Origin of the sequence: Escherichia sp. 93.1518, from assembly GCF_013368915.2 — a bacterium.
In the GTDB taxonomy this organism is placed as follows: domain Bacteria; phylum Pseudomonadota; class Gammaproteobacteria; order Enterobacterales; family Enterobacteriaceae; genus Escherichia; species Escherichia ruysiae.
Genome location: NZ_JABWMT020000018.1, coordinates 39,348 through 55,856 on the forward strand (window position 1 = coordinate 39,348; position 16,509 = coordinate 55,856).

The 16,509-nt window shown below is 51.3% G+C and carries 18 protein-coding genes; 3 read left to right on the forward strand and 15 right to left on the reverse strand.

Features of this window, described 5'->3' with window-relative positions; genetic code table 11:
* Positions 1 to 6: 6 nt before the first annotated feature.
* A complete protein-coding gene (locus HEN21_RS14420) occupies positions 7 to 360 on the reverse strand; it encodes a nitrous oxide-stimulated promoter family protein (RefSeq protein WP_000015504.1) in 354 nt (117 codons plus the stop codon).
* A 285-nt stretch (positions 361 to 645) separates the two neighbouring features.
* Here HEN21_RS14420 and mutS point away from each other — a divergent pair, with 285 nt between their 5' ends.
* Together mutS and pphB are read left to right on the forward strand one after the other, a co-directional pair.
* Complete coding sequence (gene mutS / locus HEN21_RS14425; RefSeq protein ID WP_000110912.1) at positions 646 to 3,207, forward strand: DNA mismatch repair protein MutS; 2,562 nt, start codon at positions 646 to 648, stop codon at positions 3,205 to 3,207.
* A gap of 105 nt (positions 3,208 to 3,312) precedes the next feature.
* The gene (gene pphB / locus HEN21_RS14430; RefSeq protein WP_176252432.1) at positions 3,313 to 3,969 is read left to right on the forward strand and encodes a protein-serine/threonine phosphatase; all 657 of its coding nucleotides are present in this window, start codon (positions 3,313 to 3,315) and stop codon (positions 3,967 to 3,969) included.
* A 202-nt stretch (positions 3,970 to 4,171) separates the two neighbouring features.
* Here the strand turns inward: pphB and rpoS are convergent, their stop codons facing one another.
* The 12 genes from rpoS to cysD form a co-directional block, all read right to left on the reverse strand.
* A complete protein-coding gene (gene rpoS, locus HEN21_RS14435; protein ID WP_000081550.1) occupies positions 4,172 to 5,164 on the reverse strand; it encodes an RNA polymerase sigma factor RpoS in 993 nt (330 codons plus the stop codon).
* Between the two features lie 62 nt (positions 5,165 to 5,226).
* Positions 5,227 to 6,366: a murein hydrolase activator NlpD gene (nlpD, locus tag HEN21_RS14440; RefSeq protein ID WP_001272603.1), complete on the reverse strand. Its 1,140-nt coding sequence runs from the start codon at positions 6,364 to 6,366 to the stop codon at positions 5,227 to 5,229.
* Between the two features lie 139 nt (positions 6,367 to 6,505).
* Positions 6,506 to 7,132, reverse strand: coding sequence for a protein-L-isoaspartate O-methyltransferase (gene pcm / locus HEN21_RS14445; protein WP_000254704.1), 627 nt, complete (start codon positions 7,130 to 7,132; stop codon positions 6,506 to 6,508).
* Positions 7,126 to 7,887, reverse strand: a complete 762-nt coding sequence (gene surE, locus HEN21_RS14450) for a 5'/3'-nucleotidase SurE (RefSeq protein WP_176252433.1) — start codon at positions 7,885 to 7,887, stop codon at positions 7,126 to 7,128. Before surE ends, pcm begins: the two co-directional genes overlap by 7 nt.
* Positions 7,868 to 8,917, reverse strand: a complete 1,050-nt coding sequence (gene truD / locus HEN21_RS14455; protein ID WP_176252434.1) for a tRNA pseudouridine(13) synthase TruD — start codon at positions 8,915 to 8,917, stop codon at positions 7,868 to 7,870. The genes surE and truD overlap by 20 nt, the downstream gene beginning before the upstream one ends.
* Positions 8,914 to 9,393: a 2-C-methyl-D-erythritol 2,4-cyclodiphosphate synthase gene (gene ispF / locus HEN21_RS14460; RefSeq protein ID WP_001219242.1), complete on the reverse strand. Its 480-nt coding sequence runs from the start codon at positions 9,391 to 9,393 to the stop codon at positions 8,914 to 8,916. The genes truD and ispF overlap by 4 nt, the downstream gene beginning before the upstream one ends.
* The gene (gene ispD / locus HEN21_RS14465; protein WP_000246150.1) at positions 9,393 to 10,103 is read right to left on the reverse strand and encodes a 2-C-methyl-D-erythritol 4-phosphate cytidylyltransferase; all 711 of its coding nucleotides are present in this window, start codon (positions 10,101 to 10,103) and stop codon (positions 9,393 to 9,395) included. Before ispD ends, ispF begins: the two co-directional genes overlap by 1 nt.
* Before the next feature lie 18 nt (positions 10,104 to 10,121).
* On the reverse strand, positions 10,122 to 10,433 hold the full coding sequence (gene ftsB / locus HEN21_RS14470; protein WP_000517479.1) for a cell division protein FtsB: 312 nt from the start codon (positions 10,431 to 10,433) through the stop codon (positions 10,122 to 10,124).
* Between the two features lie 193 nt (positions 10,434 to 10,626).
* Positions 10,627 to 10,950, reverse strand: a complete 324-nt coding sequence (locus HEN21_RS14475) for a DUF3561 family protein (protein ID WP_001246115.1) — start codon at positions 10,948 to 10,950, stop codon at positions 10,627 to 10,629.
* A gap of 49 nt (positions 10,951 to 10,999) precedes the next feature.
* Positions 11,000 to 11,605, reverse strand: coding sequence for an adenylyl-sulfate kinase (gene cysC, locus HEN21_RS14480; RefSeq protein ID WP_176252435.1), 606 nt, complete (start codon positions 11,603 to 11,605; stop codon positions 11,000 to 11,002).
* Positions 11,605 to 13,032 (reverse strand): sulfate adenylyltransferase subunit CysN, encoded by a 1,428-nt coding sequence (cysN, locus tag HEN21_RS14485; protein ID WP_176252436.1) that lies wholly within the window; start codon positions 13,030 to 13,032, stop codon positions 11,605 to 11,607. Before cysN ends, cysC begins: the two co-directional genes overlap by 1 nt.
* 1 nt (position 13,033) lies before the next feature.
* Positions 13,034 to 13,942: a sulfate adenylyltransferase subunit CysD gene (cysD, locus tag HEN21_RS14490; protein ID WP_000372392.1), complete on the reverse strand. Its 909-nt coding sequence runs from the start codon at positions 13,940 to 13,942 to the stop codon at positions 13,034 to 13,036.
* 251 nt (positions 13,943 to 14,193) lie between these two features.
* Here cysD and iap point away from each other — a divergent pair, with 251 nt between their 5' ends.
* Positions 14,194 to 15,231: an alkaline phosphatase isozyme conversion aminopeptidase gene (gene iap, locus HEN21_RS14495; protein WP_000490415.1), complete on the forward strand. Its 1,038-nt coding sequence runs from the start codon at positions 14,194 to 14,196 to the stop codon at positions 15,229 to 15,231.
* Positions 15,232 to 15,355: 124 nt separating this feature from the next.
* On the opposite strand, the gene HEN21_RS14500 is transcribed toward iap, so the two are convergent.
* Together HEN21_RS14500 and cysH are read right to left on the reverse strand one after the other, a co-directional pair.
* Positions 15,356 to 15,508 (reverse strand): Hok/Gef family protein, encoded by a 153-nt coding sequence (locus tag HEN21_RS14500; RefSeq protein WP_000956460.1) that lies wholly within the window; start codon positions 15,506 to 15,508, stop codon positions 15,356 to 15,358.
* 265 nt (positions 15,509 to 15,773) lie between these two features.
* Positions 15,774 to 16,508, reverse strand: a complete 735-nt coding sequence (cysH, locus tag HEN21_RS14505) for a phosphoadenosine phosphosulfate reductase (protein WP_176252437.1) — start codon at positions 16,506 to 16,508, stop codon at positions 15,774 to 15,776.
* Position 16,509: the final 1 nt, after the last annotated feature.

Here is a 16,509-nt window from a genome sequence, read left to right on the forward strand (position 1 = left end):
GGCACGCTATTCACGTGGTTTCTTCGGACGATATTTTTCCGGCAATTCCGGCACCGGACGCTTATCATCAATCAGATGACGCACGGTTAAGATCGGATGACGCCACAGCATTCGCGGCCCTGCCCAACGCATAATCTGCTTCATCTCCTCACGCTTCGCAGGCTGATAACAGTGCACCGGGCACTGCTTACAGGCCGGTTTCTCTTCGCCAAACACACATTTATCCAGCCGCTTTTGCGCGTAAGCAAACAGCGCATCGTAATGCCCCGGCTCCGCTGACGCCTGCGGGCATTGCGCTTGATAAAGATCGATCATTCTTTTAATCGTCAGTTTTTCACGAGAGATACGCTTGCCGGACATGCTGCCTCCATACTCTTAAGGTGCATTTATATTACAACTTAAATTTAAAGGGGACTATGGCTCTGAAGGAGGAGATTTCTTCAACCAGGCAATGTTGCGCCCCTTCTTCACAGTCAACAAGCAAACGCTGCAAAACAGCATTTTTACCGGAACCGACATCAAGAACTCACCTTTCGCGTCTTCCCCTGAAATGATTAACTCCGGTATCATGTGCGCCTTATGTGATTACAACGAAAATAAAAACCATCACACTACATTTAACATCAGGGAACCGGATCTAACTCCATGAGTGTAATAGAAAATTTCGACGCCCATACTCCAATGATGCAGCAGTATCTCAAGCTGAAAGCCCAGCATCCTGAGATCCTGCTGTTCTACCGGATGGGTGACTTTTACGAGCTGTTTTATGACGACGCAAAACGAGCGTCGCAGCTGCTGGATATTTCACTGACTAAACGCGGCGCATCTGCGGGCGAGCCGATCCCGATGGCGGGTATTCCCTACCATGCAGTGGAAAACTATCTCGCCAAACTAGTGAATCAAGGTGAGTCGGTTGCGATTTGTGAACAAATCGGCGATCCGGCTACCAGCAAAGGGCCGGTTGAGCGCAAAGTTGTCCGTATCGTCACGCCGGGCACGATCAGCGATGAAGCTCTGCTACAGGAGCGTCAGGACAATCTGCTGGCGGCTATCTGGCAGGATAGTAAAGGTTTCGGTTACGCGACGCTGGATATCAGTTCCGGTCGTTTTCGTCTGAGCGAACCGGCTGACCGCGAAACGATGGCGGCAGAACTGCAACGCACCAATCCGGCGGAACTGCTTTATGCAGAAGATTTCGCCGAGATGTCGTTAATTGAAGGTCGTCGCGGCCTGCGCCGTCGTCCGCTGTGGGAGTTTGAAATCGACACCGCGCGCCAGCAGTTGAACCTGCAATTCGGCACCCGCGATCTTGTCGGTTTTGGCGTCGAGAACGCGCCTCGCGGGCTTTGTGCTGCCGGTTGCCTGTTACAGTATGCGAAAGATACCCAACGCACGACCCTGCCGCATATTCGTTCTATCACTATGGAACGTGAGCAGGACAGCATCATTATGGATGCTGCGACACGTCGTAACCTGGAAATTACCCAGAATCTGGCGGGCGGTGCGGAAAATACATTGGCTTCCGTGCTCGATTGCACCGTCACACCGATGGGTAGCCGTATGCTGAAACGCTGGCTGCATATGCCGGTGCGCGACACCCGTGTGTTGCTTGAGCGTCAGCAAACTATTGGCGCATTGCAGGATTTCACCGCCGAGTTACAGCCGGTACTACGGCAGGTCGGCGATCTGGAACGTATTCTGGCACGCCTGGCGTTACGCACTGCTCGCCCGCGCGATCTGGCTCGTATGCGCCATGCCTTCCAGCAACTGCCGGAACTGCGCGCACAGTTAGAAAATATCGATAGTGCACCAGTACAGGCACTGCGTGAGAAAATGGGCGAGTTTGCCGAGCTGCGTGACCTGCTGGAGCGGGCAATTATCGAGACACCGCCAGTGCTGGTACGCGACGGTGGCGTCATCGCTCCAGGCTATAACGAAGAACTGGATGAGTGGCGTGCGCTGGCTGACGGTGCGACCGATTATCTGGAGCGTCTGGAAATCCGCGAGCGTGAACGTACCGGTCTGGACACGCTGAAAGTCGGCTTTAATGCGGTGCACGGCTACTACATTCAAATCAGCCGTGGGCAAAGCCATCTGGCGCCAATCAACTATATGCGCCGCCAGACGCTGAAAAACGCCGAACGTTACATTATTCCGGAGCTGAAAGAGTACGAAGACAAAGTACTGACTTCAAAAGGTAAAGCACTGACGCTGGAAAAACAGCTTTATGAAGAGCTGTTCGACCTGCTGTTGCCGCATCTGGAAGCGTTACAACAGAGTGCGAGCGCGCTGGCAGAACTGGACGTACTGGTAAATCTGGCGGAACGCGCATATACCCTGAACTACACCTGCCCGACCTTTATCGATAAACCCGGCATTCGCATTACCGAAGGTCGCCATCCGGTGGTTGAACAGGTGCTGAATGAGCCGTTTATCGCTAACCCGCTAAATCTGTCGCCTCAGCGTCGCATGTTGATCATCACCGGTCCGAACATGGGTGGTAAAAGTACCTATATGCGCCAGACCGCGTTGATTGCGCTGATGGCGTATATTGGCAGTTACGTACCGGCACAAAAAGTCGAGATTGGACCGATCGATCGCATCTTCACCCGTGTTGGCGCAGCGGATGATCTGGCTTCCGGACGTTCAACCTTTATGGTGGAGATGACCGAAACCGCTAATATTCTGCATAACGCCACCGAGTACAGTCTGGTGTTGATGGATGAGATTGGGCGCGGGACGTCCACTTACGATGGCCTATCGCTGGCGTGGGCATGTGCGGAAAATCTGGCGAATAAAATTAAAGCGTTGACGCTGTTTGCTACCCATTACTTCGAGCTGACTCAACTGCCGGAGAAAATGGAAGGCGTCGCCAACGTGCATCTCGATGCGCTGGAGCACGGAGACACTATCGCCTTTATGCACAGCGTACAGGACGGCGCGGCGAGTAAGAGTTACGGTCTGGCGGTTGCTGCGCTGGCAGGTGTACCGAAAGAGGTGATCAAACGTGCGCGACAGAAACTGCGTGAGCTGGAAAGCATTTCGCCGAATGCTGCCGCTACACAGGTAGATGGTACGCAAATGTCGCTACTTTCTGTGCCGGAAGAAACCTCGCCAGCGGTCGAAGCACTGGAAAATCTTGATCCAGATTCTCTGACTCCGCGTCAGGCGCTGGAGTGGATTTATCGGTTGAAGAGTCTGGTGTAAAAATAATTCCCGATAGTCTTTTACTATCGGGAATATTAATGACAACTGGCGAATCTAATAAAAATACCCTGTATAATAGTAGAGATTATTTTACAGGGTAAAATCATGCCATCAACACGCTATCAAAAAATTGATGCTCATCACTACCGCCATATATGGGCTGTTGGTGATATTCATGGTGACTATCAATTATTAAAATCCCGTTTGCATGAATTATCTTTTTGTCACGAAACAGACTTACTTATTTCCACAGGCGATAATATTGATCGTGGGTCGGAAAGTCTTAACGTGCTACGCCTGTTAAACCAGCCCTGGTTTACCTCCGTGAAAGGCAACCACGAAGCGATGGCGCTTGATGCATTCGCAACCGGTGATGGCAATATGTGGTTAGCCAGCGGCGGCGACTGTTTTTTTGATTTAAATGATTCAGAGCAAAAAGAAGCAATAGATCTGTTGCTGAGATTTCATCATCTCCCGCATATTATCGAATTGAGTAACGATATTATAAAATATGTCATCGCACATGCAGATTATCCGGGTAATGAATATCACTTTGGCAAAGAAATCGCGGAAAGCGAATTACTCTGGCCTGTTGATCGCGTGCAGAAGTCTCTTAATGGCGAGTTACAAAAAATAAACGGTGCTGATTATTTTATATTTGGACATATGATGTTTGATAACATTCAGACATTCGCTAACCAGATTTATATTGATACCGGATCGCCGAAAAGCGGACGGTTATCTTTTTATAAAATTAAATAATTAATCCCGTCAGGATAAGGATCAGCTCTGGTTCAGATCCGCTATTACCAATATCGGTCATGAATTTCTTCATAAAGACATCGGGTTTCGCACACCAGTTTACTGTCAGAAGTCGGCGTCACCATCAACGCTATTCAGGACGGATCATACAAAAGAAAAAGGCCAGCCTCACTTGAGACTGGCCTTTCTGACAGATGCTTGCTTATTCGCGGAACAGCGCCTCGATATTCAGCCCCTGAGTCTGCAAAATCTCACGCAGACGGCGCAGGCCTTCAACCTGAATCTGGCGAACACGTTCACGAGTGAGGCCAATTTCACGACCTACATCTTCCAGTGTTGCCGCTTCGTACCCCAGCAAACCGAATCGACGTGCCAGCACTTCACGCTGTTTGGCGTTCAGCTCGAACAGCCATTTGACGATGCTCTGCTTCATATCGTCATCTTGCGTGGTATCTTCCGGACCGTTCTCTTTTTCATCGGCCAGGATGTCCAGCAACGCTTTTTCGGAATCACCACCCAGCGGGGTGTCTACCGAGGTAATGCGCTCGTTAAGACGAAGCATACGGCTGACGTCATCAACTGGCTTATCCAGTTGCTCTGCGATCTCTTCCGCACTTGGTTCATGGTCCAGCTTATGGGACAACTCACGTGCGGTTCGCAGGTAAACGTTCAGCTCCTTTACGATGTGAATCGGCAAACGAATAGTACGGGTTTGGTTCATAATCGCCCGTTCGATCGTCTGACGAATCCACCATGTTGCGTATGTTGAGAAGCGGAAACCACGTTCCGGGTCAAACTTCTCAACCGCGCGGATCAGCCCCAGGTTGCCCTCTTCGATAAGATCCAGCAAAGCCAGACCACGATTGCCATAACGGCGGGCAATTTTTACCACCAGACGTAAGTTACTCTCAATCATCCGGCGGCGGGAGGCAACATCTCCACGCAGTGCGCGACGCGCAAAATAAACTTCTTCTTCGGCCGTTAACAGTGGCGAATAACCAATCTCACCAAGGTAAAGCTGAGTCGCGTCCAACACACGCTGTGTGGCACCCTGCGATAACAGTTCCTCTTCGGCCAAATCGTTATCACTGGGTTCCTCTTCTACTAAGGCCTTTTCGTCAAAAACCTCAACTCCGTTCTCATCAAATTCCGCATCTTCATTTAAATCATGAACTTTCAGCGTATTCTGACTCAGAAGGTGGCTCCTACCCGTGATCCCTTGACGGAACGCTCAAGCAACAGCCTGGTTCCGCCGAATTATCGCTGCGGTAAATAACGCAGCGGGTTTACGGATTTCCCCTTGTAACGAATTTCAAAATGCAATCGTGTTGAACTGGTTCCGGTGCTACCCATGGTTGCTATTTTTTGCCCCGCCTTCACTTCTTGTTGTTCCCGGACCAGCATTGTGTCGTTATGGGCGTAGGCACTCAGGTAATCATCATTATGTTTGATGATAATCAGATTACCGTAACCGCGCAGCGCATTACCGGCATAAACAACGCGGCCATCTGCGGTCGCGGTAATTGCCTGTCCTTTGCTACCTGCGATATCAATCCCCTTGTTGCCCCCCTCAGAAGCGCCAAAGGTTTCAATCACTTTGCCCTCAGTTGGCCAGCGCCAGGTGGAGATAGGCGTACTGGTCGATGTACTGCTGACAGTCGGCTCGGTTGTGCTTGCTGTTGGCACCGTTACAGGCGCTGTGACCGTGGTCGCAGTTGGCTTGTTGTTCGGCAACATTTTGTTAGCACTCTGTTCACCCGAAGACTCAGAATACGTAATTGTCGGTTTCGACGCAACAGCAACGGTGGAATTTTGTGCAGGCTTGATCACAACTCCTTGCTCTGCTGCATCCGCCTGGGTAATAGCATTTCCGCCAGTAATTGGCGTACCGGAGGCGTTGCCAACCTGTAAGGTCTGACCGACGTTCAACGCGTATGGTGCCTGAATATTATTGCGTTGGGCGAGATCGCGGAAATCGTTGCCAGTGATCCAGGCAATATAGAAAAGTGTGTCGCCTTTTTTCACGGTATAGGTACTACCGCTATAACTGCCTTTCGGAATATTCCCGTACTGACGGTTGTAGACGATACGCCCATTTTCCATTTGCACCGGTTGCTGAGCGACAGGCTGTACCGGCTGGATTTGTGGTTGTTGCGTAGATTGAATTTGTGGCTGCTGTACCGGCTGAATTTGCGGTTGCTGCGCTGTAGATGTCGTTCCCATTTTCGGCGGCGGCGTAATCAGCATACCTGAATTGGTATTTGCCGGCGCATTGCCATTAACGGAACTAACTGGTGCCGGTGGATTCGATGTGTCAGAACAGCCAGCCAGCCATAGCGAAACCAGTGACAAAGCCGCAATACGGCGAACGGTGAATTTTGGGCTTCCCGCGCTCATTTATCCCCCAGGAAAAATTGATTAATAACCAGTGACATAATTACCGTGCAAGGCACCCTACTGAACACTGGAAAAGATGTTCACGATACGCTGACTTGCTGCAAAATAACCAGGAAAATTCCAGGTATTCTCTCGCACTTTAAGCCAGCTCCCCCTTCACTAAAGGGACAAAGCGCACGGCCTCTACGGTATCGATAATAAATTCGCCCCCACGGCGACGCACCCGTTTCAAATACTGGTGCTCTTCCCCGACCGGCAAGACGAGAATCCCGCCTTCATCCAGTTGCGTCATTAGCGCAGTAGGAATTTCAGGCGGTGCTGCCGTTACAATGATAGCGTCAAACGGCGCACGTGCTTGCCAACCTTGCCATCCATCGCCGTGACGGGTTGAAACATTATGTAAATCAAGATTTTTCAGGCGACGACGCGCCTGCCACTGCAAGCTTTTAATCCGTTCGACCGAACATACATGCTGGACAAGATGCGCCAGGATTGCCGTTTGATATCCCGAACCGGTGCCGATTTCCAGCACCCGCGACTGCGGCGTCAGTTCAAGTAATTCGGTCATTCGCGCCACCATATACGGCTGCGAAATTGTCTGCCCCTGACCTATCGGCAACGCGATATTGTCCCAGGCCTTTTGTTCAAACGCTTCATCAATGAATTTTTCACGCGGCACGGCGGCGAGTGCATTCAGCACCTGCTCATCCTGAATACCTTGCGCACGTAACTGATCCAGAAGTGCTTGTACGCGTCTGCTTACCATTGCGTGCCAACTCCCACGCTGTTTAACCAGTCTGAAACCACATCTTGCGCGCTATGCGCCGTTAAATCCACATGCAGCGGCGTGATGGAGACATATCCCTCATCTACCGCAGCAAAATCGGTTCCCGGACCAGCATCGCACTTACCGCCCGGTGGGCCAATCCAGTACAGCGTATTGCCGCGTGGATCTTGCTGCGGGATCACCTGATCTGCCGGATGTCGCGTACCGCAGCGCGTCACGCAAATACCTTTGATTTGATCCAGTGGTAAATCTGGAACATTAATATTGAGAATGCGCCCGGTGCGCAGCGGCTCTTTACACAGTGCGCGCAAAATGGAACAAGTTACCGCCGCAGCAGTGTCATAATGTTTATGACCGTCAAGCGAAACAGCCAGCGCCGGAAAACCTAAATGACGGCCTTCCATCGCAGCGGCTACCGTACCGGAATAGATAACATCATCCCCCAGATTGGGCCCGGCGTTAATGCCCGAAACTACAATATCCGGACGTGGACGCATCAGTGCGTTCACGCCAAGATAGACGCAGTCAGTCGGGGTTCCCATTTGCACAGCGATATCACCATTTTCAAAGGTAAACGTACGCAGGGAGGATTCCAGCGTCAGGGAATTTGAAGCGCCGCTGCGGTTACGATCCGGGGCGACCACCTGAACATCAGCAAACTCACGCAAGGCTTTCGCCAGCGTTTGTATACCGGGTGCATGTACCCCGTCATCATTACTCAGCAATATGCGCATAATCACCTGTTGTGTTGATAAGTTCCCTGACAACGCTGGTCGCAAAACTTCCCGCCGGAAGCCAGAAACGGATTTCTACGGTGACGTCATCCCACCAGTTCCAGCTTAATTGTTGCGGATATAACAGCATCGCTCTGCGCGCGGCTTCAACTTTTTCGCGCACCAGTAATGCTTGCAATTCAGTTTCGTCGGCTATCGCCGCTTGTTCGAATGCCAGCGCCTCACGTTGGGTTCCCCACTCGCCGCTACCGGGCAAAGCTGCGGTAATCATCAGCTCTTTATCGTTGACGCGACGCTGTAATTCCGCCAGTTCTTCGTTAGTTGCAACAAACCAACTGCCGCGCCCGGCTAATTGTAGCGCATCGCCGTCAACAACTTGATTAACTTCTGCTTTTTTGAGGCGCTCAGCAACAATCTGATTAAACATCGCGCTACGTGCTGCCGACAACCAAAAACTGCGTTTATTGCGATCGCGTACCGGAGTATTGGTTTGCGCCCAGCGCAGCGCGCCCTGCAGGTTACTACCGCCAATACCGAAACGCTGCGCGCCAAAGTAGTTCGGTACACCTTTCACGCAAATATCGATCAGTCGCTGTTCAACGTCATCGCGATTGCTCACTTCTCGCAGCACCAGGGTAAAGGCGTTGCCTTTCAGCGCGCCTAAACGCAGTTTACGCTTGTGGCGCGCATACTCCAGCACCTGGCAACCTTCCAGTTGAAAGGCGCTCAGATCGGGCATCTCTTTGCCCGGAACGCGAGCGCATAACCACTGTTCCGTCACTGCATGTTTGTCTTTCTGCCCGGCGAAGCTGACTTCACGCGCATGGATTTTCAGGAATTTCGCCAGCGCGTCAGCCACAAAACGGGTATTGCAGCCGTTTTTAAGAATGCGCACCAGAATATGCTCACCTTCACCATCAGGCTCAAAGCCTAAATCTTCCACCACCACAAAATCTTCCGGGTTGGCTTTCAGCAGCCCGGTGCCTTGCGGTTTACCGTGGAGGTAAGTGAGATTATCAAACTCAATCATTTTGTTGCCTTAATGAGTAGCGCCACCGCTTCACAGGCAATCCCTTCCCCACGGCCGGTAAATCCGAGTTTTTCCGTAGTAGTGGCTTTCACGTTAACATCATCCATATGGCAGCCGAGATCTTCAGCAATAAACACGCGCATTTGTGGAATGTGCGGCAGCATTTTCGGTGCCTGAGCGATGATAGTGACATCGACGTTTCCGAGGGTATACCCCTTCGCCTGAATGCGTCGCCAGGCTTCACGCAGCAGCTCGCGGCTGTCTGCTCCTTTAAATGCCGGATCGGTATCCGGGAACAGTTTGCCGATATCCCCCAGCGCCGCTGCACCAAGCAATGCATCGGTAAGCGCATGGAGCGCCACGTCGCCATCAGAATGCGCCAGCAGCCCTTTTTCGTAAGGGATGCGCACACCACCAATGATAATTGGGCCTTCGCCGCCAAAGGCATGTACGTCAAAACCGTGTCCAATTCGCATTATGTATTCTCCTGATGGATGGTTCGGGTGAGGTAAAATTCGGCAAGCGCCAAATCTTCCGGGCGCGTGACTTTAATGTTATCCGCACGGCCTTCGACCAGCTGTGGATGAAAACCGCAGTATTCCAGCGCCGAGGCTTCATCGGTAATGGTAGCGCCTTCATTTAAAGCACGCGTCAGGCAGTCATGTAACAGCTCACGAGGGAAAAATTGCGGCGTCAGCGCGTGCCATAAACCGTTGCGATCAACGGTATGAGCAATCGCATGTTTGCCCGGTTCGGCGCGTTTCATGGTATCGCGCACCGGCGCAGCGAGAATCCCCCCCGTGCGGCTGGTTTCGCTCAGAGTTAACAGACGCGCAAGGTCATCCTGATGCAGACAAGGGCGTGCGGCGTCATGCACCAACACCCACTGCGCGTCACCTGCGGCTTTCAGACCCGCCAGCACGGAATTAGCACGCTCTTCACCACCGTCAACAACGGTGATTTGCGGATGATTTGCCAGAGGAAGTTGTGCAAAACGACTATCGCCAGGGCTTATAGCAATGACGACACGCGACACCCGGGGATGCGCCAGCAGCGCATGTACCGAGTGTTCAAGAATGGTTTGATTACCGATTGAGAGATATTGCTTAGGACATTCCGTTTGCATTCGGCGGCCAAATCCGGCCGCCGGAACCACGGCGCAAACATCCAAATGAGTGGTTGCCATGTTAATTCCTGGGCTGATTTATCGATTGTTTTGCCCCGCAGACTGTGCGCGTTTCGACGCGTCAGGCACCAGACGATAAAAAGTTTCGCCCGGCCTGGTCATGCTGAGTTCATTACGCGCTCGCTCTTCGAGCGCCTCCTGACCGCCATTGAGATCGTCAATTTCGGCAAAAAGCTGATCGTTTCGCGCTTTAAGTTTTGCGTTTGTAGCTTGCTGTGCCGCCACATCATTATTGACGCGGGTATAGTCATGTATACCGTTCTTACCGAACCACAGCGAATACTGTAGCCAGACCAGAATAGCCAGCAACAGCAGCGTTAGTTTACCCATCCTGCCCCCTGAAAAACGGCATCTTCATCCCATGCATCCGAAGACGACTCTACATCCTCTGTTGGGGATACCGCGACAACGCGGGCAAATGTACCACATTTGTCCATTGTTACGTATACCCAGGGCGTGCAGAACATAATCTCATTATTGGTTACGGTTTGAATTATGAACAGAGTAGACGGGAAAGAACAAATTAGCCCAGCAACCACATAAACAGAGCACCAAACATAATGCCGACAGTCACCAGGGTGAAAACAATACTGTAGCGTAGCTTTCCGTCCATCAATGAATGCAGCGCAATACCCACCACCACCGCGACGGGCATCAGCGCCAGAAAGAAAGGCCAGGTATAGATAAAGAAGAACAGCGTGTTAGAGCCATAAATCAACATCGGTATCGCCAGCGCACACAGCCAGGAGACAAAACCGACCACAGCACCTGGCAGCGACCATGTGGTTTCTTCATCCTCAGTAAGGCTTTCACTATTTGTTAGTGTAATGTTATGGCTATTACGCATATCTGATCCTGTTACTTTGACGAACCGGGCATGGAAACCCGGTGGTGTCTCAGGATCTGATAATATCGTTCTGTCTCAGTAGATCTAATAATTGCTGAACCAAATTTGTTACTAATTGTTCACCATTGAGATGAATTTCTGCCAATTCAGGCGCTTCGTAAACGGAGTCTATTCCGGTAAAGTTACGCAGTTCACCGGCGCGCGCTTTTTTATACAAGCCTTTTGGATCGCGAGCTTCGCAAATCGCCAGCGGCGTATCGACAAACACTTCGATAAATCGCCCTTCTCCTACACGTTCACGAACCATCTGGCGTTCGGCGCGGTGTGGGGAAATAAATGCAGTCAGCACCACCAGTCCGGCTTCAACCATTAAATTTGCTACTTCACCGACGCGGCGGATATTTTCTTTACGATCGGCATCGCTAAAACCGAGATCGCTGCATAAACCGTGGCGAACGTTGTCGCCGTCCAGCAAATACGTACTGACACCAAGTTTATGTAACGCCTCCTCCAGCGCCCCCGCAACCGTTGATTTACCGGAACCAGAGAGACCGGTGAACCACAGCACAACACCACGATGACCGTGGTGTTGCTCGCGTTGTTGCACAGTTACTGGATGGCTATGCCAGACGACGTTTTCGTCATGCAGCGCCATTATTTACCTCCCAGCAAATCGCGCGCGCCCCAGTGCGGGAAGTGGCGACGTACCAACGCATTCAGTTCCAGCTCAAATGCGCTAAATTCCGACGGCGCAACGGCAGCCTCGTTTTTCGGCTCATGCACCATACCGGCGCCCACAGTCACGTTGCTCAGGCGATCGATAAAAATCAGCCCGCCGGTAACCGGGTTTTGCTGATAACGATCTAACACCAACGGCTCATCGAAGGTGAGATCCACCAGGCCGATGCCGTTCAGCGGCAGGTTTTCAACTTCGCGTTGGGTAAGGTTATTAATATCAACCTGATAGCGAATGCCATCAACACGGGCTCGCGTCTTCTTCCCGGCAATTTTGATGTCGTAACTTTGGCCTGGGGAAAGCGGTTGTTCCGCCATCCATACCACATCCACCGACGCGCTCTGCACTGCCGGTAACGCTTCGTCTGCCGCCAGCAGCAGATCGCCACGGCTGATGTCGATCTCATCCGTCAGCACCAGAGTGATCGCTTCTCCGGCAAAGGCATCTTCGCGATCGCCATCAAAAGTAACGATCCGCGCAATGTTTGACTCCACGCCAGAGGGGAGCACTTTGACACGTTGCCCGACTTTCACGCTGCCAGAGGCCAGCGTTCCGGCGTAGCCACGAAAATCAAGATTCGGGCGGTTAACGTACTGCACCGGGAAGCGCATTGGCTGGGCATCCACCACTCGTTGGATCTCTACGGTTTCCAGCATTTCGAGCAGTGTCGGACCGCTGTACCACGGCATACTTTCACTTTGCGAAGCCACGTTATCGCCTTCCAGCGCGGAGAGTGGCACAAAGCGGATATCCAGATTGCCCGGTAATTGTTCCGCGAAAGTCAGGTAGTCTTCACGAATGCGGGTGAACGTCTCTTCGCGGTAATCCACCAGATCCATTTTGTTGATCGCCACGACCAGATGTTTGATCCCCAACAGCGTAGAGATAAAACTGTGCCGGCGGGTTTGATCGAGTACGCCTTTACGGGCGTCGATCAGCAAGATCGCCAGCTCACATGTTGACGCGCCGGTCGCCATATTGCGGGTGTACTGTTCGTGCCCAGGAGTGTCGGCGATAATAAATTTACGCTTCTCGGTGGAGAAATAGCGGTAAGCCACGTCAATGGTGATGCCCTGCTCGCGCTCAGCTTGCAGACCATCCACCAGCAATGCCAGATCCAGTTTTTCGCCCTGGGTGCCGTGACGCTTACTGTCGTTATGCAGTGATGAAAGCTGATCTTCATAGATTTGGCGAGTATCGTGCAGCAGGCGACCAATCAGGGTACTTTTGCCGTCATCGACGCTGCCGCAGGTCAGAAAACGCAGCAGGCTTTTATGCTGTTGCGCGATCATCCAGGCTTCGACGCCACCTTCATTGGCGATTTGTTGTGCAAGTGCGGTGTTCATCTTAAAAATACCCCTGACGTTTTTTCAGCTCCATAGACCCTGCCTGGTCGCGGTCAATCACGCGGCCCTGACGTTCACTGGTGGTGGAAACCAGCATCTCTTCGATGATCTCCGGCAGTGTTTGCGCATTTGACTCCACCGCGCCGGTCAGCGGCCAGCAGCCCAGCGTGCGGAAACGCACCATCCGTTTTTTAATCACTTCGCCGGGTTGCAGGTCGATACGGTTGTCATCAATCATCATCAACATACCGTCGCGTTCCAGAACCGGACGTTCAGCGGCGAGATACAGCGGAACAATGTCGATATTTTCCAGCCAGATGTACTGCCAGATATCCTGTTCGGTCCAGTTGGAAAGCGGGAAGACGCGGATACTTTCGCCTTTGTTAATCTGCCCGTTGTAGTTGTGCCACAGCTCCGGGCGCTGATTTTTTGGATCCCAACGATGAAAGCGGTCACGGAAAGAGTAGATACGCTCTTTAGCGCGGGATTTTTCTTCGTCACGGCGTGCACCACCGAAGGCGGCATCAAAACCGTATTTGTTCAGTGCCTGCTTCAGACCTTCAGTTTTCATGATGTCGGTATGTTTGGCGCTGCCGTGCACGAATGGATTAATCCCCATCGCCACGCCTTCTGGATTTTTATGTACCAACAGTTCGCAGCCATAGGCTTTAGCTGTGCGATCGCGGAACTCATACATCTCGCGGAATTTCCAGCCAGTATCAACATGCAGCAATGGGAAAGGCAGCGTACCTGGATAAAACGCCTTGCGCGCCAGATGCAGCATGACGCTGGAATCTTTACCGATAGAGTAGAGCATCACCGGATTTGAAAATTCTGCCGCCACCTCGCGAATAATGTGGATACTTTCCGCCTCCAGTTGCCGCAGGTGAGTAAGTCGTTTTTGATCCATAACCGTTCCTTTGCAATACCGCTATTTTCTTGCCATCAGATGTTTCGACTATAGGGAGCGAAAGAGAACGAATGAAATTACCAATTAGAATGAGTAGTTCCTTAACGGAATAACGATTTGGCAAAGCTAATATCAAAAAGTGCTTAAGGCTCCGGATTTCGGGCATTTAGGAAGATTTGAAATTGTTTTAGCGCAGCGGCAGTTTCATACTATGGCGGTAAAAAAATTTGCATGGTATTTAAGGACTCACTATGTTTTCCGCATTGCGCCACCGTACCGCTGCCCTGGCGCTCGGCGTATGCTTTATTCTCCCCGTACACGCCTCGTCACCTAAACCTGGTGATTTTGCCAATACACAGGCGCGACATATTGCCACTTTCTTTCCGGGACGCATGACCGGAACACCCGCAGAAATGTTATCTGCCGATTATATTCGCCAACAGTTTCAGCAAATGGGTTATCGCAGTGATATTCGGACATTTAATAGCCGATATATTTATACCGCCCGCGATAATCGCAAGAACTGGCATAACGTGACGGGAAGTACGGTGATTGCCGCCCATGAAGGCAAAGCGCCGCAGCAGATCATTATTATGGCGCATCTGGATACCTACGCCCCGCAGAGCGATGCTGACGCCGATGCCAATCTCGGCGGGCTGACATTACAAGGAATGGATGATAACGCCGCAGGTTTAGGTGTCATGCTGGAGCTGGCAGAACGCCTGAAAAATACGCCAACCGAATATGGTATTCGTTTTGTGGCGACCAGTGGCGAAGAGGAAGGGAAATTAGGTGCTGAGAATTTGCTCAAGCGGATGAGTGATACCGAAAGGAAAAATACGCTGCTGGTGATTAATCTCGATAACTTAATTGTCGGCGATAAATTGTATTTCAACAGTGGCGTAAAAACCCCTGAAGCAGTAAGGAAATTAACGCGCGACAGGGCGCTGGCAATTGCCCGCAGTCATGGAATTGCCGCTACGACCAATCCGGGTTTGAATAAAAATTATCCGAAAGGCACCGGGTGTTGTAATGACGCCGAAGTTTTCGACAAAGCCGGTATTGCCGTACTTTCGGTGGAAGCGACAAACTGGAATCTGGGAAATAAAGACGGTTATCAGCAACGCGCAAAAACAGCCGCATTCCCTGAGGGAACCAGCTGGCATGATGTAAGACTGGATAATCAACAGCATATTGATAAGGCACTTCCTGGAAGAATAGAACGCCGCTGCCGTGATGTAATGCGGATAATGCTACCGCTGGTGAAGGAGCTGGCGAAGGCGTCCTGATGGGTTTTAACTGATTATTCCTGTGCCTGCAGGAAATCAATGCCACCTGAAACAGAGTAAAAAAAGGGTGCAGGAGACCAAACCATCACAATCCAATACGCGGGGTTTTACCCCCGCGTGGTGGCTACTTCTTCGATTCGTAAGCGAGAACTGCCTTAAACTCCATACCACGTTCTCTGATACTCAACTCACACAACGAGTCGCCTACCATCAGCGTGAATCCCAGTACTGTAAAACACAGTACTATGATTGCCACAAGGGCATATTTTGTCAGCATGTCTTGCCTCCCTGCAAAGAAGAGACTAACATCCGAATTGCTTAGGTTCGAACGCTGGCCTCAGGTTGATAGAAATATCGCCTGGGGCTTTTGTCCATCTGGAACCTCGCGAATGCTTAACGCCAGACAGCCTCAAGCACCCGACACCATTCTATACCTGTTGATTCTCCCTGCGACGTTCACGTTTAAATGCCGGAATGCTGCTCGCAAAATAAAAACGCCCCCATCATTTCTGACAGAGGCGTTTAATTTATCCGGATAACATTTACCCTTCGTGTAATCCACATTCCCTTTTTAAGCCAAAGAAACGCGTTTCTTCTTCCGCCATGCCGGGTTCCCATTTACGGGTTGTATGAGTATCACCGACCGATAAATATCCTTCGTCCCATAATGGGTGATATTTCAGGCCATGTTTTTGCAGATACTGATAAATAGTTCGGTTATCCCAGTCTATAATCGGCAGCACTTTAAATACGCCACGCTGGATAGCCAGCACCGGTAAATTGGCGCGGCTGCCAGATTGTTCACGGCGTAATCCTGCAAACCAGGTTTGCGCATTCAGCTCTTTCAGCGCCCGGTTCATGGGTTCGACTTTGTTGATCTCATTGTATTTTTCAATGCCATCAACACCCTGTTCCCACAGTTTACCGTAGCGCGCTTCCTGCCAGGCGGCGCTTTCTTTTGCCCTGTAGACCTTCAGGTTCAGTTTGAGTTTGTCCGTTAACTCATCAATAAAGCGGTAGGTTTCCGGGAACAGATAACCAGTATCGGTGAGGATCACCGGAATATCCGGGCGAATCTGGTTCACCAGATGCAGGCTCACCGCTGCCTGAATACCGAAACTGGAAGAGAGCACATATTCACCGGGCAGATTTTCCAGCGCCCAGGCAACGCGGCCTTCAGCGTCCAGTTTTTCCAGTTGGGCGTTAGTTTCCGCCAGCGCCAGAATGCGCTCTACCTTCGGTAGTTCGTTCAGGGCGTTTAGATCGAGTCTGGACATA